27 protein-coding genes are annotated in these 26,861 nt (G+C 43.6%); 8 read left to right on the top strand and 19 right to left on the bottom strand.

Annotated elements, in window-relative coordinates; all coding sequences use genetic code 11:
• Positions 1–124 precede the first annotated feature (124 nt).
• Together recU and NFU07_RS01945 are read left to right on the top strand one after the other, a co-directional pair.
• Complete coding sequence (gene recU / locus NFU07_RS01940) at positions 125–721, top strand: Holliday junction resolvase RecU (RefSeq protein ID WP_251473896.1); 597 nt, start codon at positions 125–127, stop codon at positions 719–721.
• 32 nt (positions 722–753) lie between these two features.
• Positions 754–3,492 (top strand): penicillin-binding protein 1A, encoded by a 2,739-nt coding sequence (locus tag NFU07_RS01945; protein ID WP_251473899.1) that lies wholly within the window; start codon positions 754–756, stop codon positions 3,490–3,492.
• A gap of 98 nt (positions 3,493–3,590) precedes the next feature.
• On the opposite strand, the gene NFU07_RS01950 is transcribed toward NFU07_RS01945, so the two are convergent.
• Positions 3,591–4,148: a lysozyme inhibitor LprI family protein gene (locus tag NFU07_RS01950; protein ID WP_251473902.1), complete on the bottom strand. Its 558-nt coding sequence runs from the start codon at positions 4,146–4,148 to the stop codon at positions 3,591–3,593.
• Positions 4,149–4,297: 149 nt separating this feature from the next.
• Here NFU07_RS01950 and NFU07_RS01955 point away from each other — a divergent pair, with 149 nt between their 5' ends.
• From NFU07_RS01955 to asnB, 3 genes are all read left to right on the top strand, one after another.
• A complete protein-coding gene (locus tag NFU07_RS01955; protein ID WP_251473905.1) occupies positions 4,298–4,828 on the top strand; it encodes an RNA polymerase sigma factor in 531 nt (176 codons plus the stop codon).
• On the top strand, positions 4,803–5,510 hold the full coding sequence (locus tag NFU07_RS01960; RefSeq protein WP_251473907.1) for a hypothetical protein: 708 nt from the start codon (positions 4,803–4,805) through the stop codon (positions 5,508–5,510). The genes NFU07_RS01955 and NFU07_RS01960 overlap by 26 nt, the downstream gene beginning before the upstream one ends.
• A gap of 370 nt (positions 5,511–5,880) precedes the next feature.
• Positions 5,881–7,755: an asparagine synthase (glutamine-hydrolyzing) gene (gene asnB / locus NFU07_RS01965; protein ID WP_251473910.1), complete on the top strand. Its 1,875-nt coding sequence runs from the start codon at positions 5,881–5,883 to the stop codon at positions 7,753–7,755.
• A gap of 96 nt (positions 7,756–7,851) precedes the next feature.
• Here asnB and NFU07_RS01970 read toward each other — a convergent pair whose 3' ends face one another.
• From NFU07_RS01970 to NFU07_RS01980, 3 genes are read right to left on the bottom strand one after another with little or no spacing between them, the layout of a single operon-like run.
• Positions 7,852–8,436, bottom strand: a complete 585-nt coding sequence (locus tag NFU07_RS01970) for a class I SAM-dependent methyltransferase (protein ID WP_251473913.1) — start codon at positions 8,434–8,436, stop codon at positions 7,852–7,854.
• Complete coding sequence (locus NFU07_RS01975; protein ID WP_251473922.1) at positions 8,426–9,358, bottom strand: NAD(P)/FAD-dependent oxidoreductase; 933 nt, start codon at positions 9,356–9,358, stop codon at positions 8,426–8,428. The genes NFU07_RS01970 and NFU07_RS01975 overlap by 11 nt, the downstream gene beginning before the upstream one ends.
• A 13-nt stretch (positions 9,359–9,371) precedes the next feature.
• Positions 9,372–9,776: an Rrf2 family transcriptional regulator gene (locus tag NFU07_RS01980; protein ID WP_251473925.1), complete on the bottom strand. Its 405-nt coding sequence runs from the start codon at positions 9,774–9,776 to the stop codon at positions 9,372–9,374.
• A 264-nt stretch (positions 9,777–10,040) separates the two neighbouring features.
• On the opposite strand from NFU07_RS01980, the gene NFU07_RS01985 reads away from it, so the two are divergent.
• Positions 10,041–11,246 carry an MFS transporter gene (locus tag NFU07_RS01985; RefSeq protein WP_251473927.1) on the top strand — a complete coding sequence of 402 codons (1,206 nt, stop codon included), beginning with the start codon at positions 10,041–10,043 and terminating at the stop codon, positions 11,244–11,246.
• A gap of 67 nt (positions 11,247–11,313) precedes the next feature.
• Here NFU07_RS01985 and NFU07_RS01990 read toward each other — a convergent pair whose 3' ends face one another.
• Positions 11,314–12,690: a M1 family metallopeptidase gene (locus NFU07_RS01990; RefSeq protein ID WP_251473928.1), complete on the bottom strand. Its 1,377-nt coding sequence runs from the start codon at positions 12,688–12,690 to the stop codon at positions 11,314–11,316.
• A gap of 399 nt (positions 12,691–13,089) precedes the next feature.
• On the opposite strand from NFU07_RS01990, the gene NFU07_RS01995 reads away from it, so the two are divergent.
• Positions 13,090–13,467, top strand: coding sequence for a GNAT family N-acetyltransferase (locus NFU07_RS01995; RefSeq protein ID WP_251473929.1), 378 nt, complete (start codon positions 13,090–13,092; stop codon positions 13,465–13,467).
• A 155-nt stretch (positions 13,468–13,622) separates the two neighbouring features.
• Positions 13,623–13,868 carry a KGG domain-containing protein gene (locus NFU07_RS02000; protein WP_251473930.1) on the top strand — a complete coding sequence of 82 codons (246 nt, stop codon included), beginning with the start codon at positions 13,623–13,625 and terminating at the stop codon, positions 13,866–13,868.
• A 61-nt stretch (positions 13,869–13,929) separates the two neighbouring features.
• On the opposite strand, the gene NFU07_RS02005 is transcribed toward NFU07_RS02000, so the two are convergent.
• From NFU07_RS02005 to bshA, 14 genes are all read right to left on the bottom strand, one after another.
• Positions 13,930–14,079: an IS3 family transposase gene (locus NFU07_RS02005; RefSeq protein WP_285835946.1), complete on the bottom strand. Its 150-nt coding sequence runs from the start codon at positions 14,077–14,079 to the stop codon at positions 13,930–13,932.
• Positions 14,080–14,186: 107 nt separating this feature from the next.
• Complete coding sequence (locus NFU07_RS02010; protein ID WP_251473931.1) at positions 14,187–14,510, bottom strand: YpoC family protein; 324 nt, start codon at positions 14,508–14,510, stop codon at positions 14,187–14,189.
• A complete protein-coding gene (gene nth, locus NFU07_RS02015) occupies positions 14,485–15,165 on the bottom strand; it encodes an endonuclease III (protein WP_235196416.1) in 681 nt (226 codons plus the stop codon). The genes NFU07_RS02010 and nth overlap by 26 nt, the downstream gene beginning before the upstream one ends.
• Positions 15,166–15,178: 13 nt before the next feature.
• The gene (locus NFU07_RS02020; protein ID WP_235196418.1) at positions 15,179–15,880 is read right to left on the bottom strand and encodes a DnaD domain-containing protein; all 702 of its coding nucleotides are present in this window, start codon (positions 15,878–15,880) and stop codon (positions 15,179–15,181) included.
• 59 nt (positions 15,881–15,939) lie between these two features.
• Positions 15,940–17,235, bottom strand: coding sequence for an asparagine--tRNA ligase (gene asnS / locus NFU07_RS02025; RefSeq protein WP_251473933.1), 1,296 nt, complete (start codon positions 17,233–17,235; stop codon positions 15,940–15,942).
• Positions 17,236–17,270: 35 nt separating this feature from the next.
• Complete coding sequence (locus NFU07_RS02030; RefSeq protein ID WP_285835922.1) at positions 17,271–18,461, bottom strand: pyridoxal phosphate-dependent aminotransferase; 1,191 nt, start codon at positions 18,459–18,461, stop codon at positions 17,271–17,273.
• A gap of 15 nt (positions 18,462–18,476) precedes the next feature.
• Positions 18,477–18,953 (bottom strand): cell wall elongation regulator TseB-like domain-containing protein, encoded by a 477-nt coding sequence (locus NFU07_RS02035; protein WP_235196420.1) that lies wholly within the window; start codon positions 18,951–18,953, stop codon positions 18,477–18,479.
• Between the two features lie 8 nt (positions 18,954–18,961).
• Positions 18,962–19,132 carry a YpmA family protein gene (locus NFU07_RS02040; protein WP_110925597.1) on the bottom strand — a complete coding sequence of 57 codons (171 nt, stop codon included), beginning with the start codon at positions 19,130–19,132 and terminating at the stop codon, positions 18,962–18,964.
• Between the two features lie 75 nt (positions 19,133–19,207).
• Positions 19,208–21,970, bottom strand: coding sequence for an ATP-dependent DNA helicase DinG (dinG, locus tag NFU07_RS02045; RefSeq protein ID WP_251473935.1), 2,763 nt, complete (start codon positions 21,968–21,970; stop codon positions 19,208–19,210).
• 194 nt (positions 21,971–22,164) lie between these two features.
• Positions 22,165–22,548 carry an aspartate 1-decarboxylase gene (gene panD / locus NFU07_RS02050; protein ID WP_235196422.1) on the bottom strand — a complete coding sequence of 128 codons (384 nt, stop codon included), beginning with the start codon at positions 22,546–22,548 and terminating at the stop codon, positions 22,165–22,167.
• Positions 22,549–22,550: 2 nt separating this feature from the next.
• Positions 22,551–23,387: a pantoate--beta-alanine ligase gene (panC, locus tag NFU07_RS02055; protein ID WP_251473940.1), complete on the bottom strand. Its 837-nt coding sequence runs from the start codon at positions 23,385–23,387 to the stop codon at positions 22,551–22,553.
• Positions 23,388–23,633: 246 nt separating this feature from the next.
• Positions 23,634–24,617 (bottom strand): biotin--[acetyl-CoA-carboxylase] ligase, encoded by a 984-nt coding sequence (locus NFU07_RS02060; RefSeq protein ID WP_251473942.1) that lies wholly within the window; start codon positions 24,615–24,617, stop codon positions 23,634–23,636.
• Positions 24,595–25,728: a CCA tRNA nucleotidyltransferase gene (locus NFU07_RS02065; RefSeq protein ID WP_251473945.1), complete on the bottom strand. Its 1,134-nt coding sequence runs from the start codon at positions 25,726–25,728 to the stop codon at positions 24,595–24,597. The genes NFU07_RS02060 and NFU07_RS02065 overlap by 23 nt, the downstream gene beginning before the upstream one ends.
• Positions 25,725–26,858, bottom strand: a complete 1,134-nt coding sequence (bshA, locus tag NFU07_RS02070; RefSeq protein WP_251477039.1) for an N-acetyl-alpha-D-glucosaminyl L-malate synthase BshA — start codon at positions 26,856–26,858, stop codon at positions 25,725–25,727. The genes NFU07_RS02065 and bshA overlap by 4 nt, the downstream gene beginning before the upstream one ends.
• Between the last annotated feature and the right edge of the window lie 3 nt (positions 26,859–26,861).

Consider the following 26,861-nt stretch of genomic DNA (forward strand, 5'->3'; position numbering starts at 1 on the left):
ACATTCTTTTCAGTTGGCATTTGGGAAGAGTTCCGCTATTATAAGTCTAGCAATTTTTGAAACCTTTCCACATCGGCAGCGTCTAAATCCGTGTGATATGATAGATGGAGTGAGGTGTATCACGATGGCAATAAATTATCCAAACGGAAAAAAGTTCATTCCTTCTAAAGAAAAGCCTGTCGCCAAAAAGAAGAAGGATTTTTCCTTCAGTAACCGGGGTAAGACATTAGAGGATGAATTAAACGAAACAAATGACTATTACTTGCAAATGGGTCTAGCCGTCATCCATAAAAAGCCGGTGCCAGTCCAGATTGTAAAAGTGGAATATCCGTCCAGGAGTGCAGCGGTTATTCGCGAGGCCTATTTCAGAGCCCCTTCTACCACTGATTACAATGGCGTTTGGAACGGCAAATATATCGATTTCGAAGCGAAAGAAACTGAAAATAAAACGTCCTTTCCTTTGAAAAACATCCATGATCACCAAATTCATCATATGGCCCAAGTCGTCAAACAAAAAGGGGTGGCCTTCATGATCATCCGATTCTCTTCATTGCAGCGTTACTTCATCATTCGCTTTGAAGATCTCGAAGTTTTTTGGAACCGGATGATTACAGGTGGAAGAAAATCCATCGCCTTAGATGAATTGGAAGCAACTGCAATAGAAGTAAAACCCGGCGCTTTCCCGCGCCTGGATTACCTGCCTATTCTGCAAAATCTTTAAATGCAAGCATTTACGAAAGTGAGGAACCGATTGTGAGCGAAAAACCAGTTTCGCGTGAACAACGCAGAAAAGCACTCGAGCAACAAAAGAAAACAGCACGAAAAAAGCCAGGCCCAAAGAAAAAGAAAGCCTCTTCCGGCACAAGCTGGATTAAACGGATTGTCCTAGCCATCGTCTTGATTGGCGTCGTCGGATTGTTATCCGGTTTAGGATTATTCGCATATTACGCGAGCGGAGCTCCGGATCTCGACGAAGAATTGCTGCGGGACCCGATTAGCCCGAAATTTTTAGCCGCTGACGGCAAAACGGAAATTCCATTTATGACGGTAGAGGACCGAACCTATGTCAATTACGAAGAAATTCCGAAAGAGATGGAAGCTGCCATTCTCGCAACTGAAGATAACCGTTTCTATGAACACTCCGGAATTGATGTGATCCGTTTAGGCGGCGCTGTGATTGCGAATATTACAGGCGGCTTCGGGTCACAGGGTGCAAGTACCATTACCCAGCAAGTCATCAAAAACTCGTTTTTATCCAACGAAAAAACCTTGAAGCGAAAAGCCCAAGAAGCTTACCTCGCCTATAAACTTGAACAGGAATACACGAAAGAAGAAATTTTCGAGATGTATTTCAACAAAATCCTGATGTCCGGCAATACGTACGGCTTCGGTACTGCGGCAGAACATTTTTATGGCAAGCCCCTTTCTGAATTGGGATTGCCTGAAATGGCTTTGCTTGCCGGCATGCCGCAAAGCCCAAACAACTACAACCCTTTCAACCATCCGGAAGCTGCAGAAAAGCGTCGCAATATTGTGCTTAGCTTAATGGAGCAGCATGAAAAAATCACCACTGCACAAAAAGAAGAAGCTCAAGCAGCACCTGTGACTGAAATGCTGCTGGCGGAAGAAAACCGACCGAAAGCACCAACGGGTGAATATACAGCATTCATGGAAATGGTCCAAAGTGAATTGGAATCATTGAGCGGCGATTACTCGCTTGATGAAGGATTGACCATTTATACAACACTTGAACCCGACGTCCAAAAAGCAGTCAATGAAACAATGTCATCCGATTTATTCTTTGACGACAAAGTCGAATCAGCGATGACAATTGTGGATACGCAAACGGGTGCAATCCGAGCAATTGGGGCTGGCCGCGACTATTCCGGCGATGTCCGCATCAATTACGCTACATCACGCGATCGGGTCATCGGTTCAACCATCAAACCGCTAATCGCTTACGGACCGGCAATTGAATATTTAGACTGGTCGACCGGTCAGCCGATTGTCGACGAACCGTATTCTTATGAAGACGGAAAACAAATTCGCAACGTTGATGGCAATTTCCTTGGCGGAATGACGATCCGTGAAGCGCTTTACCGCTCACGCAATATCCCAGCGGTCAAAACCTTGAAAGAAGTCGGCGCTGAAGATGCAAAAGATTTTGTCCGTAAACTTGGACTGGATATCGAAGTCTTCGAATCCACTGCCCTTGGTTCTGACGGCATCTCGACAGTCGATCTTGCAGGTGCATTTGCAGCCTTTGGAAATGACGGCATCTATACAAAACCGCATACGATCACGAAACTCGTTTTCCGTGACGGCACGACCGAAGAAGTAGTAAAACCTGAATCGATTCCGGCAATGAAAGACAGTACCGCTTACATGGTGACAGATATGCTCCGTGATGTTGTGGACTTGAATGTACCTGGAGCGACCGGAAAAGAAGCCGCTCTTAGCGGATTAGACCTTGCCGGCAAAACCGGTACATCCAACTATTCAGCAGACGATTTAGCTAAATATGGGCTGGATTCCTCTTCTGCACCGGATGTCTGGTTCGCAGGCTATACATCTAAATATTCCGTTTCAGTATGGAGCGGCTACCCTACTCGAGAGATTGGAATCGATACCGCTTCAAATGAACGGTTACTCGCACAGCGTTTATTTACGAGTGCGATGTCCAAAATCTCTTCAAGTGCCGATACAGACAATTTCAAAAAACCGGAATCTGTTGTCGAGCTTGAAATTGAAGCAGGAAGTTCACCATTAAGATTGGCAAGTGCATTCACGCCTTATAATTTAAGATCCACTGAATTGTTCGTACGCGGCACTGAACCGACGCAAGTATCCGAACAATTCGTCCAAGAAGAGTTGGACACACCTTCTGGCCTCCGAGCAACTGTAGAGGGCCAAACGGCTAACCTCTCTTGGAATTACGACAATACCGAAGGAGTCGCATTCGAAGTGGCGGTTGAAGTGGATGGCAATAGTTCCGTGTTGACCACAACCGGCGACCGTGCTTATTCATTCAGCGGCCTCGAAGAAGGCAAAACTTATACATTCCGCGTAACAGCGGTCAGCGATGATCTTCGAAGCGATCCCGCTTCTGTCGCAGTAGAAGTTGCTGGCGCTCCTGAAGAAGAAGTCGAAGAAGAAGAACCCGTAGAAGAAGAGCCGGTTGAAGAGCCGGAAGAGCCAGTAGAAACGCCGGAAGATGAAAATCCGGACGGCAATGAAAACGGCAATAATGGCAACGGCAATTCGAACGGCAATGAGAATAATAACGGCAATGGCCAGAATAATGGCAATGGCGGAAACAATGGCAATGGCAACGGGAACAATAACGGCAATGGCGGGAATAATGGCAACGGGAATGGAAATGGCAATGGCGATGTCCCTCCACCACCACCTGAAGACGATGATGGCGAAGGAGATGCCAATCCGGCCTCTGTTCCAGATGCAACCCCTCCTGAAGAAAATGACCAGCCATAAGAATTAAATTGAAAAAGACCGGCCAATCTGCAAAAGCAGATCTGGCCGGTCTTTTTTTCAGCTGCATACATTTACTCTCGAAACACTGGCATTGCACTTTAGCTCGCTTCTTCTTTCAAGTACGTATTCGCGAGGAAAAAACATCTTTCTTTTGTCAATTCTCGGGCTTTAGAAAGCTCTGCAACGCTTTCAAGCGTGCCGTCGGCAAACTCAGCCGCGGCTTCTGCCGCTTCCTGGTCGCGCAGTGAAATCCAGTCCAATTGCTTAAGCCGCAAATCTTCCATTTCTTCTGAAGTTAATTGGGTTTTAAGCACGCCGTAGATTTCATTTAAAGCTTTATCCCATCTTCTAAGCGATTCTGCCTCTCCTGCCTTCAAAGCAGCGGTTGAGCCGTTCTTATACGAATTCTCAAGTTTCGTAAGGGCTAAGTCAATCCGTTCAAGTTCCAGCAAGTAATAGACTTTTGGATTTTCATCCATAGGTGCCCGCTTGGTTGATTGATTTTCGGTAAGCGGTATAGCGAGATTTTCTTCTGCCGGCTCTGCCGTTTCTGCAGGAATTTCTTCAGCTGGCAGTGTTTCAACATTGTCTTTTCCGGTATCGCTGCATCCGCTCAGTAATCCTGCAGCGATAAGTAGATAAATAATTTTTTTCATACGGACCTCCAACGGGTAAATCGTTACTTTTGTTCTGTTTATTCCTATCGAATCAAATATAAACAGTTTCTTTCCATTTAGCAATTTAATTAAAAAACGATACTTTTTTTTGTGATCTTCGTCTATTATTTACACGGGGAGTGAAATTTATGGAAGAAGAAATTGAACAATTATACCTTGATCACAGCGATCGGGTTTACCGCTATATTTTTTTGCTGATCAGACATAAAGAAAATGCAGAAGACTTAACACAAGAAACATTTTATAAAGCGTTTAAAAACTTAAAGTCATTCAACCACCAATCATCCGTTTCCACTTGGCTATTGAAAATAGCGCGCAATGTCACGTATGATTTTTTGAGAAGAAAAAAGATTATCCGTTTTTTCAGTATGGAAAACGAAGATGATCTAAATGGCAACCTTCCCGCTCTTGAAGACTTGGTTGAACAGAAAGAACAAACTAGCCAATTATACAAAGCGATGAAAACCTTGAAAAAGGATTACCAGGAAGTATTGCTTCTCCGAAAAATAAACGAATGCTCCATTAAAGAGACTGCCTACATATTGGGATGGACTGAGGCAAAAGTGAAAACAAAAACTTCACGTGCACTCGAGTCCTTAAAAAAGGAACTTATCGGAAAGGATGGTGGCTTGCATGGATCCGAACAAACAACTCGATGACCTTTTTCAGCAAATGAAAGAAGTCGACCGGTCTAAAAAAGCGCGGCAAGAAGGTTTAGTGAAACTACGGGCACGCGTGCAAAAGAAAAAGAAATTCCATTTGGCCCCTGCCTTCATTTCATTTGGCATGCTGATTGTCGCGGCTCTTCTTTTTTTGACATTTACTACAGGCGAATCCCCTGCTCTGGATAGCCAATCAGGCGTCGGCACTCCTAATGAAATGGAAGAACGCGCAATCACTCACGTACTAAACGAAGAATTTAATGGCCCGAACAAGGAATTTATAAAGCTTAAAACCAATCCCGCCAATGTTTTAAATGGGAGCTCCACATCTGCCGAGGATTCTGACACCGTTTATCTATATGAATTTCTTGAAAAAACATATGGACCTTACTTCACGGAAAGCGGCTTTGATAATTTCGTGCCGTATGCCTATTTCTATCATTTAGGAGAAGAGTCCTCTTCTTATCAATTCACGCTGGGATCTGTAGAAATCAAAAAAACCAATGACGCACCGTCCCAATACCAAATTGATTTCCAAGTTGAATTTACCAATAGCTTTGGCGTTTCCGAAAACTTCCCAATGGCGGGCATCGCTAAATTTGGAGATGGCGGGAAACTTCAGGATATTGAATTTGAAGATCCAGAAGGCTTAAGCGTGACGATTTTAGAGAACATCTAACACTTGTCCCGCCGCATTTCTGTCTAATTCATGTGCTTTACTTCTCTAGTCAATCAGACGCAAACCCGGAACTTTAAGTTCCTCAATCGATTTTTTAAATTCCATTCGACTCCGAGCATAAGAACATGGCATCTTGAAGGAGTTCATCCCTCTAGAGAGAGTTAATGTCGATTCCCTTTATTTTAAATTTTTCTGCGGCTAAAAACATGATTTGCAATTTCTGAATGCTCTTATTGAGCATTCTTTTTTTGTCAAATTACCGATACTTTTTACCCCTTCAAGCGTCTATCCAAAGTAAGCAAAAGCGGATGAAATTTCTGATCATTTTCCGTCTTATTGCTCATAAATTTCATTGAAGAGGTGCATAAGTATGTGTGGATTTACAGGGTTTTTAGGAGCAGTCGAACAGCCAGAAATGGTTTTACATAAGATGATGGATCGCATTATTCATAGAGGACCCGATTCAGCAGGTGAATTCGTTGAAGGAGAAGCAGCGCTCGGATTTCGTCGATTAAGCATCATTGGATTGGAAACCGGCGGACAGCCTTTTTACAGTGAAGACGGATGTCTAGTCGCCATGGTGAACGGAGAAATTTATAATTTTATCGAACTTCGCCGTACATTGATCAACAAAGGACACGTCTTTCAAACCGAATCTGATTGTGAAGTGATCCTTCATGGCTACGAAGAATATGGTGAAGGGATTCTTTCCAAACTGCGCGGTATGTTCGCTTTTGTCATTTGGGACCGAAAAAAGAAACAATTATTCGCAGGCCGTGACATGTTCGGCATTAAGCCTCTCTACTATGGCCAAATGAATAATACGTTTTTCTTTGGATCGGAAATCAAAAGTTTCCTGCCCCACCCCAGTTTTCAAAAAGAATTAAATAAAGAGGCATTGATGCCTTACCTATCATTCCAATATTCCGTTTTGGAAGAAACGTTTTTCAAAGGCATATTCAAGTTGCCGCCTGCGCATTATTTAATCCATCAAAAAGGCAAAACTACGCTTAAGCGATATTGGGCTCCGGAATTCAAAGAAAAAGATCTGAAACTTAGCCATCTAGTAGAAGAAATCGACGAGACCATCCAGGAATCTATCTTGAGCCACCGCATCAGCGACGTCAAAGTCGGATCTTTTTTATCAAGCGGCGTTGACAGCAGTTATGTAGCCTCTGTTTTAAAGCCTGACCAGACCTTTACTGTCGGCTTCAGCGATGAGAATTTCTCTGAAATTGATAACGCGAAACTACTTTCCGATGAGCTCAATATCGAAAATAAGCATTCAATTTTAAATGCCGATCGATGTTTTGAAAAGTTAGAGACCATCCAATATTTGATGGATGAACCGCATTCCGATCCTTCAATTGTTCCTTTGTATTTCTTAGCGGAACTGGCCAAGAAAGACGTTACCGTAATTTTGTCGGGGGAAGGAGCCGATGAATTATTTGGCGGCTACGAAGCCTATGATTTGTCTGCTGGGATGAAAAAATATCAAAAAGTCCCGCGCTTCATCCGGACACTAGCAGCAAAAACCGCCGCTAAGCTTCCTGAAATGCGCGGCAAGCAATTCCTGATGCACGGCGGGTTGCCGGTAGAAGAATGGTTTATCGGACAAGCAAAAGTGTTCCGTGAAGCTGAAGCCAAAAAAATTGTAAAAGAAGCTTTTCATCAAGCCCCTTCAATCCAGGACATCGTCACCCCCTATTACAATCAAGTAAAAGGACAGGACGACTTGACGAAAAAACAATTTTTGGACATGAACCTTTGGCTCGTTGGAGACATCTTGTTGAAAGCAGATAAGATGAGCATGGCCCATTCACTGGAAGTACGTGTTCCGTTCCTAGACAAGCATGTCATGGCAATTGCTTCAAAAATACCCGCTTCCTACCGCATCAATGGGACAGAAACGAAACACGCGATGCGGTTGGCTGCAAGAAAAGCCTTGCCGGAAGCATCTGCTGCCAGAAAGAAAATCGGTTTTCCGGTGCCAATCCGCAACTGGATCCGCGATGAACGGTTTTATCGCCAGATTAAAACATATTTCACAAGTGCAGAAGCAGAAGAATTTTTCAGTATTGAAGACATCATGCAGCTGCTGAATGACCATTACGAAGGAAAAGCCAATAACGGCCGTAAAATCTGGACCATCTTCACTTTCCTGATCTGGCATAAACGCTATTTCCAACTGGATTCAGAACCTGTTGCCATAGAAAAGCCAGTTTCTGTTGGTGCAGCAAGTTAACCGAAAAAAAGCGTCCTTTCTATGATGAAGGGACGCTTTTCTATTCCAATAAAATCTATTAAAGATTCATGATATCTATAATATACATAAAAAAATTTATTGTTTCTTAGCGATAAGAATGTAGAGAAATTCGGTCAGGAATTTTTTTTCGATGATCTGCATGCCACTTTTCACCAATTTTTCTTCCATTTTTGCACAGGTGATCCGTGGTGCTCTTTCGCTTGCTTGTTTTGGTTCAAGTTCAATGCAGATAAGATGGCCGTTTCTTTTCAAAACGTTCATGAATTGCTGCAAGGTCTTCTCCAGTGGATTCACTTCATGGAGCACTAAGGACGCCATGATTACATCAATTGAAGCGTCTGGCAGAGGTATGCTATCACTTCCACCCCGAATAAGTTGGATATTGGTGATGTGTTCCTGCTCTGCTTTTGAACGAATCATTTCGAGCATGGTTTGATCGATATCGAGCGCATAGACCATCCCTTCCACCTTTTTAGCGAATGGCAGCGTGAAATAGCCTGTTCCAGCTCCGAAATCCAAGATTTGGTCAGCTTTCTTGAGGGGGATTATATCCATTAATCGTTCAAGGGAAAGCTCCGCTTTTCTAGCTGCACTTTCCAAATAAGCGATTTTTCCACCGTGATGATGGGTATGCTTAGATTTCGAAAAATTATTTTCCATTAATGCCAGCTCCTTCTTTTTTAGCGAATTTTTCTTCCACAAGATCCGCGTTTACACCAAAAGCGGCCATGCTGCCTTCCGAAGCAGCGATGATCAATTGTGCCGGTCCTTCGATCACTGTGTCTCCGCAAGCAAAAACACCATCAATTGTAGTTCGTTTGAAAGAATCAACCTCGATTCCGCCTCTATCATTTAGACGGCATCCGAGTGATTCTCCAATAGAAGAAGCTTGTTTCCAGTCCGGTGTAACGAATCCACCTGTACGCTGAATTTTTTGTCCACCATCAAATTCAATCTCTTCCAGCTTCCCAGATTTTCCGCTTAACGATTTGATTTTTTCTTCCCTGATGATAATTCCCTGGCTTTCTAGAATCCTTTTCTCTTCATCTGTCAGCTTCGACTTACCATTCGTGCAAACAATAAGATCATTTGACCAATTCGAGACCATCTTAGCCATATGGAATGCCCATTGGCTTTCAGAAATGATGGCAAGCGGCTGGTCTTTCAGTTCCCATCCGTCGCAATACGGACAATTGAATAGACTCGTTCCGTAAAACTCTTCCACATGCTTTACTGCCGGCAGAATTTCCTTTAATCCTGTTGCCAATATCAGCTTTTTCGATTGAAAACTTTCTCCATCCTCCGTTGTGAGATGAAATAGCCCATTTACCTTTTTGACTTCCTCAACACGCTGCTTTTCGATCCGTACATCTGGATAATGGCTCAGTTCGGCATGAGCGATTTTTTTCATTTCCTGAGGGTTGATGCCATCTCTTGTCAAATAGCCATGGGCTTCATTTGTCACGGCATTTCTTGGTTTGTTGTCATCAAAAAGGATGGTTTTTCTACGGGCCTGGCCAAGGACAAGCGAAGCGCTCAACCCGGCCGGACCTCCCCCTACTACTGCACAATCCAATAACATCTCATCATCTCCTCTAAGCTTTTTTATGTTGTTCACTTTCCTTTACAAGATCAGACAAGCGCTTCTCCTGAAGCTCTAGTTTCATATTCTCTTCCGCTTCCCGCATCGTTTTCTCAATCAGGCAGCCTTCATGATGAATTGTGCAATCAAAGAGATTCGCATCTCCTTCAATTGCTTTGATCACATCAAAAAAAGAGGCATCGGTTTGATTTCGAGCGATTTTATATCCCCCTTTCGCACCTGGTGTCGATTCGATTAACCCCGCTTTTGTCAGCTTGGTTAAAATCTTTGAAAGATAGGTTGGCGACAGCTTCTGCATTTCAGCCAATTCCTGTACCCCTACAGCATTCTCTTTTGGAACACGCATTAAATGGACCATCGTATGAAGTGCGTAATTAGTCGCATTTGAATACTTCAATTTTTACTCCTCCTTACAATAAAAGATATTAAAGACTCTCATTGTCTATAATTAGAATAACATGTCTTTTCTTTCATGTCAAAGCAGTTCTTTCCGTTTTTTCTGATTATGCGTATAATACAATCTAGAAGTAGTTTGATAAATCTGAATCCCCCCTGGATTTGTCTCAACATAGAAAGGAAGCCGCTGCCAATGAAACGTCCAATTTGATTTCCCCTCTTAATTAGAATTTCAGTTAAGAAATGAATTCTTGGGGGATTATTAATGAAACTGAATCGCAATTTCAACATTCTTTTAACCGGCCAATCTTTCGCCAATATTGGCGATGTGCTTTATATGGTCAGCATTATTTATGTGATTTATGAATTGATCGGCTCTGCAGCATCTGCTGCGTTTGTTCCTTTTATTATCACCAGTTCCATGTTTGTTTCCAATGCCTTGACGCCTCTTCTCATGCAACGCTTTAACTTAAAATGGCTGCTTGCAGGCTCGCAGATCGGCAAAACAGCGCTATTGTTTGGATTAGCCTATGGGATGCCGCTGTTTTCACTTTCCAATTATTATTTCGTTTTCTTCATTATCGGGTTAATCTCTTTATTGGACGGCTGCGCGAGCCCAGCCACCCAATCGCTGATTCCTATTTATGTGGAGAAAACGCGGCTCCTAAGAACGAATGGTGTGAATGATGCCATCACCCAATCGATTCAGACCGTGATGTGGTTTATCGGCGGTTCCCTATTGTTTTGGTTGGCTGCAAATGACATTCTTTGGCTGTCTGCCGGCTTATTTTCAATTTCAAGCGTGTTGCTCTGCTGCTTGTCTCCTGTTGCTCATAAGCCGGACAGCGGCCAAACTAACTGGCAGCAAATTAGCCATGGCTGGAAGCTCGTAGCGAAATCGCCTCTTTTAAAGCGTATTGCTTGGATGGATTTTTTGGAAACGGCAGCAGGCACTGTCTGGATTGCCGCCCTTCTTTTAGTATTCGTTCAAGAGGCCCTTTTGAAGGGTGAGGCATGGTGGGGATTCATTAACGGCTCTTTTTTCCTTGGCTTGATCGTTGGCAGCCTATTATGCCTGTCGTTTTCTCGAGTATTCGAGGAGAAATTAAGTTGGTTCATTTTTTTAGGCACTTTTATCAGCAGCATCACGACGTTTCTTTTCGGTTTATCCGGTTTTCCTGTCCTGGCTTTGCTTTTTTCTTTTTTGGTAGGAGTGGCCGGTCAAATCAAAAATATCCCGCAACAGACGCTGATTCAATCCAGCACATCTGAATCCGACTTGCCGACTGTTTTCACCACTCTAGGTGCGATTGGGACAGGCACATTCGGCATCGCATCTCTTTTGATGGGAATCATCGCAGATGCCTTCGGGATTCGCGCTGTATTTATGCTTTCCAGCTTTCTGCTCTTGGTTGTTGGATTGATCGCCTTTAAAGGCAGAGTCCTCTTGTGTCGTCCGCAGCAACTTTAAAATCCATAATACGAAAAAGACGACCGGAATCCTTTTCCGGTCGTCTTTTACTATCATCTTAAATTTTTTATTTCAGCCAGCTGTCCAAGAACTCACTTTGATCCCCTTCAAAATAGGCTTCAAAAAACTGTTTGAACGTTTCGCTGTCGACTTGCTTGAATTGAAATTCCTTGTAATAGGCAGATAAAAATCCAAATGCTGCTTCCGTCCCTCCATTCGCATCAAAAAACTCTTTGAAGAGCATCGGGACTTTACCGTAAATCGTGGAATAATAGGTCGGTTCTTCAAAATCGTCCAATGGAATATTGGCATATTTTTCTGTCGGGTAAGCCGCTTCGGCAAACGCGGCGTCATCAAATCCGCTGTCTGCATCCCCGTTCTGTTCGCTAATATACAACGCACTGCTAAACTCCGTTAAACTCTCATCAAGCCATGATTCCCGGAAAGGGTCATTCGTGACGAGGTAATAAAACCATTGATGGGCAATTTCATGGATCAACACGGATTCAAGCGCTTCCTGTTCGGATGCCACTTCAATAATGTTCGGATATTCCATGTAGCCGTCATTTGCGATAATATCCAATTCACCGTTCGGATTATCGCCAATCTGTTCTTCAAAATATATATAGGCGTCCGCAGCCATTTCAGCCGTTGTTTCGAGAATTCCAGCACCCATCGGCGCAAACACCCTTAGTTCTGTGTCATTGGCTGTGATGGTCTGCGTTTCCCAATCATCGGGATCCAGTAATGCCAAATAAAAATCCTTGATATTTTCACCTCTCACTGTTCCTGAATCGGCCGGTGCCATTTGGCCGTCTTCTGCAGAAGTGGCGACCAAATATTCTTCCGGCAAACGGTAACTGACTAGGTAATTCCCGTAGCCCGTATTATAGGATTCCCCTTTTGGGTCGTAATCCTCTATTACCCATCCATCTTTATAAATCGCAAGCATCGGATACCAATGGGCCAAATAAAAATTATTCTCTATTTGGGATAACCGCATGCCATATTCGGGCAGACGCATTCTGTAGTTGATATCCACTACGACTGTCGACTGTGGTTCCAGGTTTTGGTCCAATTCTACCAGCAAGCCATTATTGTCTAATTGATACTCTGCCTTTTTCCCATTAACTGAAACTGAAGCAAGCTTAAGAGCGGCATCATCGTATTCGTAAAAAGGTGTTTCTTTTGAATTCATCGCATTTGGCACCAAAAAAAAGCCGATATCTTTTAAAGACTGGTCAGATGAATTAGTGACGGTGATGGAAGCATCAACTCTCACATTGTCTTCTTTATCCAACACAAGTTTCAGTTCATAGTTTGCATCAATATTTTCCGGTTCGGCTAATAAAGCGCAGTTGAAGAGACACGCTCTACTGTTTAAAAATAGTATCAATATTACTGCAGCTACAAGTCCAGCCAGTATCCATCCAAATTTCTTCATGATAGTTCTCCATTTCTAGAGCCTCTGGCTTCATTTGCTACCCGTATTCCTTCCAGCGGCTCAAGTGAAACCTCAATTGGCTCATTACTATCAGTTTACCATCATCCATGCATCGATTCTTAAAAACTTATGACAAGCGTTTTACTTTACTTCATAAATGAAGATAGGTATTATGGTCTTGAATAAGATGTACAGAGCCGACTCGCAAAATCATTATAAGCAAAAGTTGGTTCATGATTTATGACTAGATCAATTCCATAAACTGCAGGCAGTGTATTCCAGACAATAGTGCTGGCAATAACGCCAAAAAGAATGTTCCATTCTTTTTGGCGTTTTTTTATTTCCTGCCCATAGCTCTTATAAATGATTTTCAATTTTAAGTACCTGGAGGATGTTAATTTGCTAGTTAAATATAAAAAATTAAATGAGAAAATCGCAATGGGGCTGCTTTCTTTTATGCCCCGCGAACATGATTTGCAAACTTTACAGAATTCAATGGATAGATACACAGAGGACCCTAACTGGCAATTATATCTGTGGAAACAAGACGAAGATTTGGTCGGAGTCATTGGGATCGAGTTAGACGAATTGACTTTCACGGTCCACCACGCGGCCGTTAATCCATCATTCAGAAATGAAGGAATTGGCCAAAAAATGATTGAAAAAGTTCAACAGCTGCATGAGACATTGGCAATGTGTTCCACACATGAGACGAAAGATTTTCTTGAAAAATGTTGGGCAAATCAATATCCGTTAAAAGAAAGTTTGGAGAAATAGGCTTAAAAAAAGTTTAAGAATTCGTTTTCCGCAAAATGAGGACATACTGGTGGAAATTATTACAAATTGGTAACAAATTCAATTATTGTGTTTTAATGTAATTTATTTGAGGTAGATAATTAATGTAACAAAATACGATTTTAGGAGGAATTGAAATGGCAAATCAAAACGATGATAACAAAATGAGCAGAGAAGAAGCTGGCCGCATGGGCGGTGAAGCAACATCTGACAGCCACGGCAAGGAATTCTATGAAGAAATCGGTTCTAAAGGTGGCCAGAACAGCAATAGCGGCGGCCAAAACAGCAGTAATAATAGCGGAAACAACTCCAATGATGGCAAAATGAGCAAAGAAGAAGCTGGCCGAAAAGGCGGAGAAAACAGCAACGGCGGAAATTCTTAATTTCCTTAAAGCAAAAAGACAAAGCACATAGGGTAGTGACCCCTTAAAGTTAGAGTTTTAGTTATGCAGCGAATTGGCTGGCATGAATTCGGTAGTTCACCGGGCTCATGCCGGCCAATTTTTGCTTGATGCGTTCGTGATTGTAGTAGTGGACGTAACATTCAATGTTCAGCTTCAATTCTTCGTACGGGACCAGGGCTTCTCCGTACACCTCATTTACCATGCCAAATGATGACCAGGAGAAAAAAGCAAATTCTGCTCTGCCTTATCATTTGAATCCTATAATAAAAGACCTGCTGACTTTCAGCAGGTCCTGCATTACACTAATCCGTTTTTCATTTGAATCCTTTTCGCAGCTATTTTCTTTTTCATCTCGGAAAACAATTCATCCAATTGGCGAAAAGCGGCGTAGTTTGCCAGATGCTGTTCGATAAAGTGAATTCGCTCGTGACCGTTCATCGGAAGAATTTGATTTTCACAATGAGCGAGCAGCGCTTTAAACAATTCCAAGCCTTGCAGCATTTGCGCTGCTGTTTGATTGCTGCGATTTTGATGCAGGCTTGAAATCTCTGCAGTTAATACAGCCCATTGATCAAAATACGGAGAGACGGATTCTTTAGTTAACTTCTGTGATAATTTCACGCTTGACCAATCCTTTGTTTTCCCGTTTCTTCCCTTCTCTGCAGCGCTCGAACAGCGGACAGATATGGCATCCCGGGTTTTGGGATTTGCAGTGGTAGCGGCCAAAAAAGATAATTTGATGATGGGTCTTCGACCAGTCTTCCGCTGGCGTTTTTTTCATGATCGTTTCTTCTACTTGAAGCGGATTGTCTTTCCAACGGTTCAACCCCAGCCTTTTTGCGACGCGCTCGACGTGGGTATCGACTGCAAGTGCAGGTATGCCAAAGGCCACCGACACGACGACATTGGCCGTTTTGCGCCCAACTCCCGGCAGCGTCATTAACAAGTCGCGGTCTGGCGGAACCTCACTGCCGTACTGGTCAATCAATATCCGGCTGAGCGCTTGGATGTTTTTAGCTTTGTTCCGGAAAAGGCCGATAGAACGGATGTCTTGCTGAAGCTCTTCTAGTGGCACGGAAATATAGTCTTCCGGAGTTTCGTATTTCTGGAAAAGCGTCGCAGTGACTTTATTGACCAGTTTATCGGTGCACTGGGCAGACAATAATGTAGCGATCAACAGATCGAAAGGGTTCCGGTGGATCAATTCGCAATGCGCATCCGGAAACATGCGATCCATTTCTTCCAGGCATAGGAGCCATTCTTTTTTCGTCATCAATTGCATTCACCTACTAATTCCGGTCCTCCAACCAATTGTAAAATTGAACTTTTTTTGTTGTGCTCGCTGCTGGCTGAAGCTGGATATTTTTCTCTCTGAACGAAGTTGCATGGCGTGATACTTCCATTGATGTTTTGATGTTTTTCTTTTTCCATTCAAATAGGATGCGGTCCACGTAGCGGAGGCTGATTTTTTGAGAAATGACCGCTTCTTTTAACGCCATGCGGATAATTGCCGGACTGTGGCCGTCCTGGTCCATCCACATCGAAATCGTTTCAATTTCCATCGGTGAAAGAAAGCGGCCGAATTCTTGTTCAAACAACTGGAATACTTCGCCTTCCAATGCTTTTTGGGAAAGTTCTTTTTCTTCCTGCTTTTCTTTATAGACACAATCCAATAAGCGCTCCCATAGAGGCTGCAAGGAAATATGCTCTGTAATCAATTCTTTGTCATTTTCCTGTTCGATGGCCAAATAGCCTTGCTGCATCAATTTTTGAATCATAGTGGTTACATGGTTTTGAGAAGTCATCATGCGGCTGCCAATTTCGTCTGGCGTCGGAAATGGATTTCCGGCTTCCAGAAAAGCATGGACATGCATGATTAACATGGCTTCTTCATCTGTTATTTTCAATTCTTTATAGAATCGAAAAAAAAGCTGGGAAATGGTAACATTCCCCTGCTCGATCCAAGTTTGTAGTCGATCCGGCTGTTTCATATCCCAACCACCTTTCTATTCTGTTTCATTCGAACTTCTATCTGTTATTCCAAAGGTTATTACGGGTATAGACGGTTCAATAAACGCGGGAATGGAATCGATTCTCTGACGTGTTCTGCGCCACTGATCCAAGCCACTGTGCGTTCAAGTCCTAATCCAAATCCGGAATGCGGTACAGCTCCGTATTTGCTCAGCTCCAAATACCAAGCGTATGCCTTTTCATCGAGGCCATGCTCTTGGATGCGCTGCTTCATCAATTCGTAGTCATAAATACGCTCCGAACCTCCGATGATTTCTCCGTACCCTTCCGGTGCAATAAGATCTGCACAAAGCACGACGTCATCGCGTTCTGGATGCGGCTGCATGTAGAATGGTTTGATGCCGATCGGGTAATTGATGATGAATACCGGCATGTCATAGCTTTCAGCAATTGCTGTTTCATGCGGTGCTCCGAAATCGTCTCCCCATTTGATATCATCATGGCCGTTATTGTTTAACCATTTGATGGCGTCATCATAAGTGATGCGCGGGAATGGTGCTTTTATGTTTTCAAGTTTCGATGTATCACGGCCAAGGCGCTCTAATTCCAATTTGCAGTTTTTCAATACGGACTGTACAAGATGAGCGACAAATTGCTCTTGGACTTCCAAGCTTTCCGCATGCTCAACAAAAGCCATTTCCGGCTCGATCATCCAGAATTCGATCAAGTGGCGACGTGTTTTTGACTTTTCAGCACGGAACGTCGGACCGAATGAAAATACTTTTCCTAATGCCATGGCAGCAGCTTCCATATAAAGTTGGCCGGATTGCGAAAGGTATGCGTCTTCATCAAAATACTTCGTCGCAAAAAGTTCAGAAGTTCCTTCTGGTGCAGATCCTGTTAAGATCGGTGGATCCACTTTCACAAATCCGTTGTCGTTAAAGAATTCATACGTAGCACGGATGATTTCATTGCGGATTTTCATGATGGCATGCTGCTTGCGCGAACGCAGCCACAAATGGCGGTTGTCCATCAAGAATTCCGTACCATGCTCTTTTGGCGTAATCGGGAAATCTTTCGCTTCGTGAAGAACTTCAATGCCGCTTACAGCCAGTTCATAGCCGAAAGATGAACGTGTGTCTTCTTTTACTTCACCTGTTACATACAATGAAGTTTCTTGAGTCAACCCTTTTGCTGTTGCAAAAAGCTCTTCTCCAACTTCTTCTTTTACAACAACTGCTTGAACGAATCCAGATCCGTCGCGCAATTGAAGAAAAGCGATTTTTCCGCTTGAGCGTTTGTTAGCGACCCAAGCGCCTAATTTTACTGTTTGTCCATTATATTTAGCCATCTCGGCAATTGTAATCTTTTTCATCATAGCCTCCAAAAATTTAAGTCAATAGTTGTCGTTTAATCGTTCCATTTTGATTGGACAAATTCGTGAATGCGTCCAACCGCTTTTTCAAGTGCTTCAAGCGACGTCGCATAGGACAGGCGGATTGTTGAATGCGAACCGAATCCAGAACCTGGAATTACGGCTACATTCGCTTCAGTCAACAATGCAGTTGCAAAATCATCTACCGAACTATAGCCAGTTTTTTGCGCTGCTTCCGAAACATCCGGCAAGAGGTAGAAAGCGCCTTGCGGACGAAGCACTTTAAATCCTGGAATGGCTGCGACTTTCGGGAAAATCGTTTCCAAACGGCTCTCAAACGCTTTTCTCATTTCTTCTACAGGTTCTTGCGTCCCGTTATATGCTTCAATTGCAGCGTATTGGGAAGTCGTTGTCGGATTTGATGTCGAGTGGCTTGCAAGGTCTGTCATCGCTTTGATGATTGCCGCATCTCCTGCTGCATAGCCAATGCGCCATCCTGTCATTGAATGGGATTTCGAAACGCCATTAATGACGATTGTCCGTTTTTTCGCATCATCTGACAATTCGGCAACGGATGTATGGCTCGCTTCTCCGTAAATCAGCTTTTCATAAATTTCATCCGAAACGATTAAAATATCGAATTCACGGCAAACTTCCGCTAGTTGCGCCAATTCCTCTTTTGTGTAAATCATGCCCGTCGGGTTGCTTGGCGTATTCAAGATAATCGCTTTTGTCCGGTCTGTAATCGCTTCGCGCAGCTGCTGGGCAGTAATTTTATATTCCTGGCTGGCTGTAGCTTCTATGTATACAGGAACACCTTGAGCCAATTTCACCTGTTCAGGATAGCTGACCCAATAAGGAATCGGAATGATGACTTCATCGCCTTCATTGAGCAATACTTGAAACAGCGTATAAAGCACGTGTTTTGCACCGATGCCGACCATGATTTCGTTTGGCTGATAGCTTAATTGCTGATCGCGCTGAAGTTTATCGATGATCGCTTTTTTCAATGCCGGAAGTCCGCCAGAAGGCGTATATTTCGTTTTCCCTTCCTTCATCGACTCATAAGCAGCCAATAAGATATTTTCAGGAGTGTTGTAATCCGGTTCTCCTGCTCCTAATCCAATCACATCAACGCCTTTGGCTTTCAGCTCATTCGCTTTTGCTGTGATCGCTAGAGTAGTTGAAGGCGTTAAAGTCTGTACACGATTTGCTAAGTTAATCAAAGTTGTTCAACCCTTTCACAAATTCAAAATCTTCTTCCACTGTTTTCCATCACTCGCCATAATATAAATATAATTCAACTGGTCTTCTTTATCTTTATAAGCGACTTCCCAAACGGCACCGTCTTTTTCCATGCCGAGCCGCGTATGCAGGAATTCTTCGACATCCGCTTCTTCAGCCACTGCTTTTCGGGCCTGTTTTGCCGTCACTGCATCGTCAAGCGAAGCAATTTTCAATTCCCCTTCGCCAGTTGGTACAAAAATGGCATTTAGTTTTCCTTTGGCATCAGTTCCAATTACGGTTACAGAAGTTTGCTTATTGGCATACACATAAGCCTGTTTCACTTCTGCCAGCAAATTTTCATCTTTGACCCGTTCAATCGCTCGCTGTTCCACATCGGAATACGGCTTATTGCCAGCTACAATGACAATGATCATTAAAGCGACAGCCAAAAAAGATAAAAATCCAAGTATAAAAGTAACCCATTGCTTCATTTGATCACCTAAGTCTTATAAATTGTAAAGATCGCTTGTTCCGGATCTTCCTTATCCAATGCAAGTCCAAACATCAGATCGTTGTGTTTTAACGTTCGATTTAAAGCATCAACCACTTTATACAAATCTGGCTGGTATTTCACATTTACAGTGGAGAGCACTTCTATTTTCGATTCCATGCAAAGCGACCTTCCTTTCATTTTGTCTGCTGTGTTTAGCTGATAAAGCTTTGGCTCTATATGCCGTTCTTTATTTCATTGCTTATTATACCAATGTTCAATATCGGTTACCATCTTTTCTAAAGACACTTTCGAGACTTTCACTTTCGGCAATGCATTTAAAAATTCTTTTCCATACGACTTCGTTTCAATTCGCCGATCAAGGACAATGAACATTCCTTGGTCGTTTTTTGAACGGATCAAACGTCCAAATCCTTGGCGCAGACGCAATACTGCTTCCGGCAATGCGTAATGCATGAAAGGATTGATGCCTTCCCTGGAAATCATTTCGGATTTCGCTTTGAAGATCGGTTCATCCGGAGATGTGAACGGAAGGCGAACAACGACAACAGCACGGAGCGCATCCCCCGGCACATCCACGCCTTCCCAAAAGCTATTCGTTCCAAATAGTACAGATTTCTGGAAGCGCTGGAATGATTTCAACAGTCTCATACGGCTGCCGGAAGAAATTCCTTGGGCAAACAGCATGTATTCATCGAGAAGCCCGGTGTCTTGGATCAAGTCCACCGTTTTTCGCAGCATGTCTTGCGAAGTGAATAAAACAAAACAACGGCCTTCGGTGACAAGCACGGTCTGAATGACCGCATCAGCTACTGATTCAATGTATTCGACTTGTGAAACTTGCTGGATGTCTGGCATGTCTTCGACGACAAAAACCCGGGCTCCTTGGTAAAACTCTTTCGGCGGTTCAAATTTCGTTATCGGCACTTCATAAGGAATGCCGAGCTGATTGACGATAAAGCGTTCGTTTGATGGCACGCTCATGGTGCCGGATAACCAAATTACCGCTTTTTCACCCCGTATCGGGGCAACGATGCGCTGAACAATCGAAGTCACTTCAAACGGCTGTTTGTATAAGGACAGACTCGTTGGAAGGCTTCTCAAATCTCCTTCAATCCAACTGACTTCATCTTCCAGCGGGAACACAAAGATTTCACTGAACTCGACTGCTTTGACCATCAACTCTTCTGTCCAATAACGCCAGTCTGTAATCGTCAAGCGATCTTGAATGGTCGTTTCTGTCAAGCGCTCAGCTTTTTGAAGAATCAATTGCGATAAATCGATCCATTCATTCAAAAAGCGAAGCATATCCATAAAACGATCTTTCTCATAAGGAAGTTCCGCCAACAGCGAAGCACATTTCTTATGGCGGCTCCCTTGGAACCGTTTTTGGAAAGCAGCAGTCAGCGATAAGGCCAACTCATCAAAAATGGCCGTGAATTTATTGAATAGCGCTTCTAGATGCAGCATTTCAGGGACATTGGAAAATCCACTCGTTTCTGCCGCTTGATAAAGTTCGTAGAATAATTGCTGATCATCGTACGTTCCCAATTGGCCGAATATATATTTCCACTGTGTATAGACAAAGGTCTTTTCGTATTGGGAAACAGCTGCTTGCACCACCTGATGCGCTTCATCCCAAATATAGGCATCGACGTTCTCCAAAATGCTTTGGTTGGTCATTCGCTGGTTTAACAAAAATGCATGATTTGTCACGATGACATGAGCGTTTTTAGAACGTTCCAGTGCGTATTCATAAAAATCAATCGCTTTTTCTTCTCGAGACAATTTGCGCAAATGCGAGCGCCGGATTTTATCCAAGACGAACTGTCCACCGCTCGAAGTATTCAACTCATTCAAGTCACCGGTTTCCGTCGAAGTCAACCACACCAATACTTGCATGATGGTGAACGTTTCATCGTAAGATTCATCTTCTCCCTGCAGCAATTCCGTAAAACGGCCCAGATCGATGTAATGGCTCAAGCCTTTGATAAGTGAAATGCGCACCGGCCCGCCGACCAGCTGTTCAACAATCCCGCCTTCTTTTTGGACCAGCTGGTCTTGCAGATGCGTCGTGTACGTACTGATAAGAACTTGTTTTCCAGTCTGAATGGAATGATTCACAGCCGGCAATAAATAACCGATCGTTTTTCCCATGCCCGTGGAAGCTTCAATGACCAATTCTTCTTTATTTTGAAGAGCCGATTGGATGGAAGCCATCATATCGAACTGGCTTTGTCTCCGTTCAAAATGCGGAAAGGCCGTTTCCAGGCGCTCTTCCCAGTCAAATACCGCAGAATAGGCTTTTTCTGAAGTCGGTGAATAATTCGTACGGACTTTTAAGGGGACGCCTTTGAAGTTTTCAAAAGCTTCACTTTGCCCATTTCGTTTTTGCTGGGTCATTTCGAAAAAGAGCCGGGACAAATCAGATTTTAATTGAAACGAGCGTCTGTGCAAAAGCGCTAAGGTTTCATAAGGCAGCCGGTGCATATCTTTTTTCGCCTGTAAATACAAAAGCGCTGTTGCCATGGCGTCATCATCTGCGCGGTGGGCACTTTGGAGAGGGATGCCAAGCTCCGAAGTGATATCCTGCAATTTATAGCTGAATGATGTCGGATACATCAAACGGGCAAGTTCGACTGTATCCATCGTCAATCCTTGCCAAGCCGGCAATCCGCTGCGCTTGAATTCCGACTGCAGGAATGGCAGATCAAAATTCGTATTATGGGCAATGAAAATCGCATCGCGCATTTTATCGAAAATGGTGTCAGCATGGGCTTCGAATGGAAGTGCACCTGACACATCAGCGTCCGTAATATTCGTCAAATCCTGAATAAACAACGGAATTTTTCTTTCCGGATTGATAAATTCAGTATATGTATCAATAATTTTATCGTTTTCAATCGTTACCATCGCTATTTGAATAATCCGGTCACCTTTAGCAGGGGAATGGCCTGTAGTTTCAATATCGACAACGACATATTTTTGCGTGTTCATCACAAGCCCTCTTTCTCGGGTGATTCTCTCTTCAAAAATTGTAACATATCCAGGCGCATTCCGTCTTACGGACTGGCTAATTCAACCGACATTCTCTTTACAGGTACGTGAACAAAAAAATCAGAAAAAGCCAAAGAAGAAAAGCAATGCTTTTCCCCCTTGGCTTTGGATCAGCCTTTTTGAACCTTAGATGTTTACATCACTGTAGCTTCAGGTTCATAATTGATGATCTCCCGGATTTTATTGTTCTCATCCATGATGGCTACTGTCGGTTTATGGCTTCTCGCATTTTCATCCATGACATAGCCGTATGTCAAAATGATCACGATATCGCCTTTTTGCACGAGGCGGGCTGCTGCACCGTTCACACAGATTACTCCGCTGCCGCGTTCGCCGGCAATGATATACGTTTCAAAGCGTGCGCCATTGTTATTGTTGACGACATGCACTTTTTCATTTGGCAGCATGCCGACTTCATCCAGCAGATCCTGGTCGATCGTGATGCTTCCCACATAATTCAAGTCTGCTTGCGTAACTGTCGCGCGGTGGATTTTCGAATTTAACATCATACGTAACATGTTCAGTTCCCCTTTGGATTAAAAATAATATTGTCGATCAAACGAGCTTTTTTAAATTGGACAGCCAGGGCCAAAATGGCCTCCCCTTCAATGGCTGAAGTTAAAGCCGGATATGATAAGAATTCAATATAATCAATTTTGCCGGATGTATGCTGTTGAAAATAGGCTGATACTGCCGCTTTCGGGTCTTCGCCTGCTAAAGCCGCTTGTTTTCCAGCTTGCAGCGCTTTATTCAGATGAGGCGCTTCATTGCGCTCTGTTTCACTCAAATAAACATTTCGCGAGCTTTTGGCTAGGCCATCCTCTTCCCGTACTGTTTCGCCCCGGCGAATTTCAACCGGGAAATTATAGTCTGAAACGAGTGATTCAATAATGGCCAGTTGCTGTGCATCTTTTTGGCCGAAATATGCCCGGTCCGCTTCAGTTAAATGAAATAATTTCGTGACCACTTTTAAAACGCCGTCGAAATGGCCAGGACGGGAGGCCCCGCACATCGTATCAGCCAATTTTCCTGCAGAAAATGAAATCGATGATTCTTTTGGATACATTTCTTCGACCGATGGCGCAAAAATGATATCTGTTCCTGCTGAAGCAGCCAGCTGCTGATCACGCTCCAAATCTCTTGGGTAACGGTCGAAATCTTCATTCGGTCCAAACTGAGCCGGATTGACGAAGATGCTCATGACGACCAAATCATTTTCAGCTTTCGCTTTTTCGACGAGCGATAAATGCCCTTCGTGCAAAAAGCCCATTGTGGGAACAAGGCCAATAGATCGCCCATCGTTTTTTTGATCGCGGACCCATTTTTTCAATTCTGTGACGGTATTGATTGTACGCAAAACTTTTCTCTCCTCTCGGGAAGAAAACCATATAAAAAGCCCTTCCATCAAAAAAAAGACAGAAGGACAGTAAATTCGAGTGTGGTTTCCTCCGTCCCTGTCATATAGTAGATCAAGGCAGATGTTGATTATCAAATTGTATTTTCTTGCAAAATAGCCCTAGATTTCAGGTGCAGTTCGCAAGCGATACTGCCCGTTCATCCAACTAAAAATACTATAGCAGAAATGTTAAAAAAACAAAACACTTCAGTTTGTCATTTCGATATCCGCAGAATAGATCCCATGCAATTTGCCATCAGCCGTGCGGAGCTGGAGCACGCCATCTTCTGTGATGCCTTCTGCGATGCCAGTCAAAGTCTCTTTTGCCATTCTTGCACGCACCGTTTTGCCGATGGTCGATGAATAGCTTTCCCATAACACTTTCAGCACACCAAATCCGGTTTCGATGTACAGATCCGTATAAATTTCAAGGTGATGAAGAAGCGACCGTACCAATTCTTGCCGATTTACCGGCATTCCGCTTTCAATACTTAGTGATGTGGCAATGTCCTGCAATTCTTCCGGAAAATCCTGGAGCGACTGATTGACGTTCAGCCCGATGCCGATGATCAATGCTTGTATGCCGTCAGCATCCGATTGCAATTCCGTCAAGATTCCCGTACTTTTTTTGCCTTTTATCAGAATATCATTGGGCCATTTAATTTCCGGTTTTAAGCCGGTCACCTCTTCAATCGCCCGAACGACTGCAACGGCTGCGACTAATGTAAATTGAGGCGCTTTTTGCGGCACGACATCCGGACGCAGGACGACACTCATCCAAATCCCTTTTTTAGCGGCAGAATCCCATTTCCGCGCCAATCTTCCTCTTCCGGCTGTCTGCTCTTCCGTCAACACGATGGTTCCACCAAGGGTACCTTCTTGAGCGAGTTGATGCGCTATGATCTGAGTGGATGGACAAGATTCCACGTAGTGGATAACTTGTCCGAGCTTCTTTGTATTAAGTCCTGCACCAATCGCCGTTGCATCGAGCGTGTCCGGGGCGGAAGTTAAATAATAGCCTTTTTTCTTAATGGACTCGATGCCATATCCTTGCTCCACTAGCTCTTTAATATGCTTCCAAATTGCTGTCCGTGAGACACCGAATTCATCGGCGAGCTGCTGTCCCGAAATCGGTTCGCCTTGGGCTTCTATTAATCGCTCTGCTAATTTATTGGTGATTGTGATATTCATGCATGAACCAATCCTTTATGAGTTCTTTATCGTTGGCCAACTCCCCAAAGACAATCATCCGCTCGATTTGTGCGAGCCATTGTTTTATCCAGGGACCTTGCTTTTGGCTGTTCCACTTCATTAAATCAGAACCATTTACCGCCATATCCGCCTTATTTCGGATCGGCAACTTGGATTTCTCCTGAGCAATGTCCTCTTTACGACCTTGCAGTGAAGCGGCAATCGTTAACTGCGGAGCTGTATAACTGTAAAAAACCCACTCATTCCATTCCGGAAGGCGAGCGGCTTCTAATGCCCTTTTGATCGTCTGTTTTTCTTCGTTGGAAAAACGATACGGTAAAATTTCTTCTATGTTTTTCATGTGCTCAAATAGCATAAATGACCAGCCGGCAACAGCCGCATCAACTGGACGAAACTTCGTCCAATCGGCCTTGAACAAATAACCTGAAGGCAGATGCTGCGCTAACCCAGTATCCGTTAAATAATCGAAACTTCGCCAAGCTTTCTCATGGAGCATAATCTTATCGATTTCACTCTTGATGCGTTCAATCGCAATCGATTCGATTAAATGTGCCTGATGCCCAATGGAAGTTAAGGTAGCCGGGTCGATTTGAAAATCCAATTGGCTGGAGAACCGGATGGCCCGCAGCATACGAAGCGCATCTTCTTGAAATCGTTCATCCGGATTCCCAACGGCCCGGATCAACCCTTTTTCTAAATCATGTGCTCCGCCAAAAGGATCTGTGATGTCCATTTTTTTATCCATAGCCATGGCATTAATGGTGAAATCGCGCCTTTTCAAATCCTCTTCCAACGATTGGACAAATTCCACAGAGTCGGGCCGCCGGTTATCGGAATAGGTTCCTTCCGTCCGGTATGTCGTCACTTCAATCCCGTTTCCATCTTTTAAAACAAGAACGGTTCCATGTTCAATGCCGGTATCAACCGTTTTTTCGAATAGGGATTTCACTTGCTCCGGTGAAGCATTGGTTGCCACATCAATATCATGCGGCGTCTTTTCAAGCAAATAATCCCGTACCGCACCGCCTACCATATATGCTTCAAACCCTGCTTTCTCAAGCTGTTCAATCACTTTAATGGCTGTTTTCATTGCAACTTCCTTCTATCTAATAAATGCTCATAGATTTTTTCATATTGCTGCAGTATCTGTTCCGAATGGAAACGTTCTTTGACGGTAGCGTAAGCCGCCAACTTCATCTTTCTGTGCATCTCTTCGTTTTTCAGCATACTTATGATGAATTCTGCAGCCTGGTCCGTATCACCCAACTCCACCAAAAAGCCATTTTCTCCGTGGTTGATGATTTCAGGAATCCCGCCGATAGAAGATCCCACACAAGGAACCCCGCAAGCCATCGCTTCCAATAACACGAGGCCAAACGCTTCTTTCTCAGATAATAATAATTTGGCATCGCTTAAACTATAAAGTTCCGAGAGGTTGTCCCGCTTCCCTAAAAACAGGACCTGTTTTTCAAGGTTTAACTCTCTTACCTGCTGGACAATCCGGCCCATCTCCGGTCCATCTCCAACCAGCAATAATCGCGTGTCCATCTCCCGGCTTACTTTAGAAAAAGTTTCAACAACATCCATAACCCGTTTTACTTTCCGGAAATTAGATACATGGATTAGAATTTTCGCTTCTTCGCTTAGTCCCAAGTCCGCTTTTAGCCCACTTGAATCTTTCGGGCTGTATTCCCTTTCGTCGACAAAATTGTAAACGGTTTGAATCTCTTTATCGGGATTAATCATTTCATAGGTTTGATTTTTTAACGAATCCGATACAGCTGTCACAACGTCGGATTTCTCAATGCCATAGCGGATTGCTTCTTTTAATGAAGAATCCGTTCCAAGCACTGTAATATCCGTCCCATGCAAAGTGGTCACGATGCCGATATCCGATCCGGCCATATCCCGGCCGAGAATCGCACATACCGCATGCGGAATCGCATAATGCACATGCATCAAATCCAAATTTTCATTTTTGATCACTTCTGCAATTTTCGTAGCCAAAGCGATGTCATAAGGGGCATACTGAAATACCGAATAACTATTGACATCTACTTGATGGCTATAAATATTCGCATCCATTCCGTTCAAACGGAATGGGGTACTAGAGGTGATAAAGTGGATTTCATGCCCTTTTTCTGCAAGCATTTTCCCCAGTTCTGTCGCAACTACTCCAGAACCCCCTACAGTTGGGTAGCAGGTAATCCCAATTTTCATTTT

The sequence above is a fragment of the Planococcus sp. NCCP-2050 genome (assembly GCF_023708025.1).
Lineage (GTDB): Bacteria > Bacillota > Bacilli > Bacillales_A > Planococcaceae > Planococcus.

What these genes read in the sequence shown, in the direction of transcription:
- recU (WP_251473896.1), top strand. Translation starts at nt 125, where the DNA reads ATGGCAATAAATTATCCAAACGGAAAAAAGTTCATTCCTTCTAAAGAA.
- NFU07_RS01950 (WP_251473902.1), bottom strand. Translation starts at nt 4,148, where the DNA reads ATGAAAAAAATTATTTATCTACTTATCGCTGCAGGATTACTGAGCGGA.
- NFU07_RS01955 (WP_251473905.1), top strand. Translation starts at nt 4,298, where the DNA reads ATGGAAGAAGAAATTGAACAATTATACCTTGATCACAGCGATCGGGTT.
- NFU07_RS01960 (WP_251473907.1), top strand. Translation starts at nt 4,803, where the DNA reads ATGGATCCGAACAAACAACTCGATGACCTTTTTCAGCAAATGAAAGAA.
- asnB (WP_251473910.1), top strand. Translation starts at nt 5,881, where the DNA reads ATGTGTGGATTTACAGGGTTTTTAGGAGCAGTCGAACAGCCAGAAATG.
- NFU07_RS01970 (WP_251473913.1), bottom strand. Translation starts at nt 8,436, where the DNA reads ATGGAAAATAATTTTTCGAAATCTAAGCATACCCATCATCACGGTGGA.
- NFU07_RS01975 (WP_251473922.1), bottom strand. Translation starts at nt 9,358, where the DNA reads ATGTTATTGGATTGTGCAGTAGTAGGGGGAGGTCCGGCCGGGTTGAGC.
- NFU07_RS01985 (WP_251473927.1), top strand. Translation starts at nt 10,041, where the DNA reads ATGAAACTGAATCGCAATTTCAACATTCTTTTAACCGGCCAATCTTTC.
- NFU07_RS01990 (WP_251473928.1), bottom strand. Translation starts at nt 12,690, where the DNA reads ATGAAGAAATTTGGATGGATACTGGCTGGACTTGTAGCTGCAGTAATA.
- NFU07_RS02000 (WP_251473930.1), top strand. Translation starts at nt 13,623, where the DNA reads ATGGCAAATCAAAACGATGATAACAAAATGAGCAGAGAAGAAGCTGGC.
- NFU07_RS02020 (WP_235196418.1), bottom strand. Translation starts at nt 15,880, where the DNA reads ATGAAACAGCCGGATCGACTACAAACTTGGATCGAGCAGGGGAATGTT.
- asnS (WP_251473933.1), bottom strand. Translation starts at nt 17,235, where the DNA reads ATGAAAAAGATTACAATTGCCGAGATGGCTAAATATAATGGACAAACA.
- NFU07_RS02035 (WP_235196420.1), bottom strand. Translation starts at nt 18,953, where the DNA reads ATGAAGCAATGGGTTACTTTTATACTTGGATTTTTATCTTTTTTGGCT.
- NFU07_RS02040 (WP_110925597.1), bottom strand. Translation starts at nt 19,132, where the DNA reads ATGGAATCGAAAATAGAAGTGCTCTCCACTGTAAATGTGAAATACCAG.
- dinG (WP_251473935.1), bottom strand. Translation starts at nt 21,970, where the DNA reads ATGAACACGCAAAAATATGTCGTTGTCGATATTGAAACTACAGGCCAT.
- panD (WP_235196422.1), bottom strand. Translation starts at nt 22,548, where the DNA reads ATGTTACGTATGATGTTAAATTCGAAAATCCACCGCGCGACAGTTACG.
- NFU07_RS02060 (WP_251473942.1), bottom strand. Translation starts at nt 24,617, where the DNA reads ATGAATATCACAATCACCAATAAATTAGCAGAGCGATTAATAGAAGCC.
- NFU07_RS02065 (WP_251473945.1), bottom strand. Translation starts at nt 25,728, where the DNA reads ATGAAAACAGCCATTAAAGTGATTGAACAGCTTGAGAAAGCAGGGTTT.
- bshA (WP_251477039.1), bottom strand. Translation starts at nt 26,858, where the DNA reads ATGAAAATTGGGATTACCTGCTACCCAACTGTAGGGGGTTCTGGAGTA.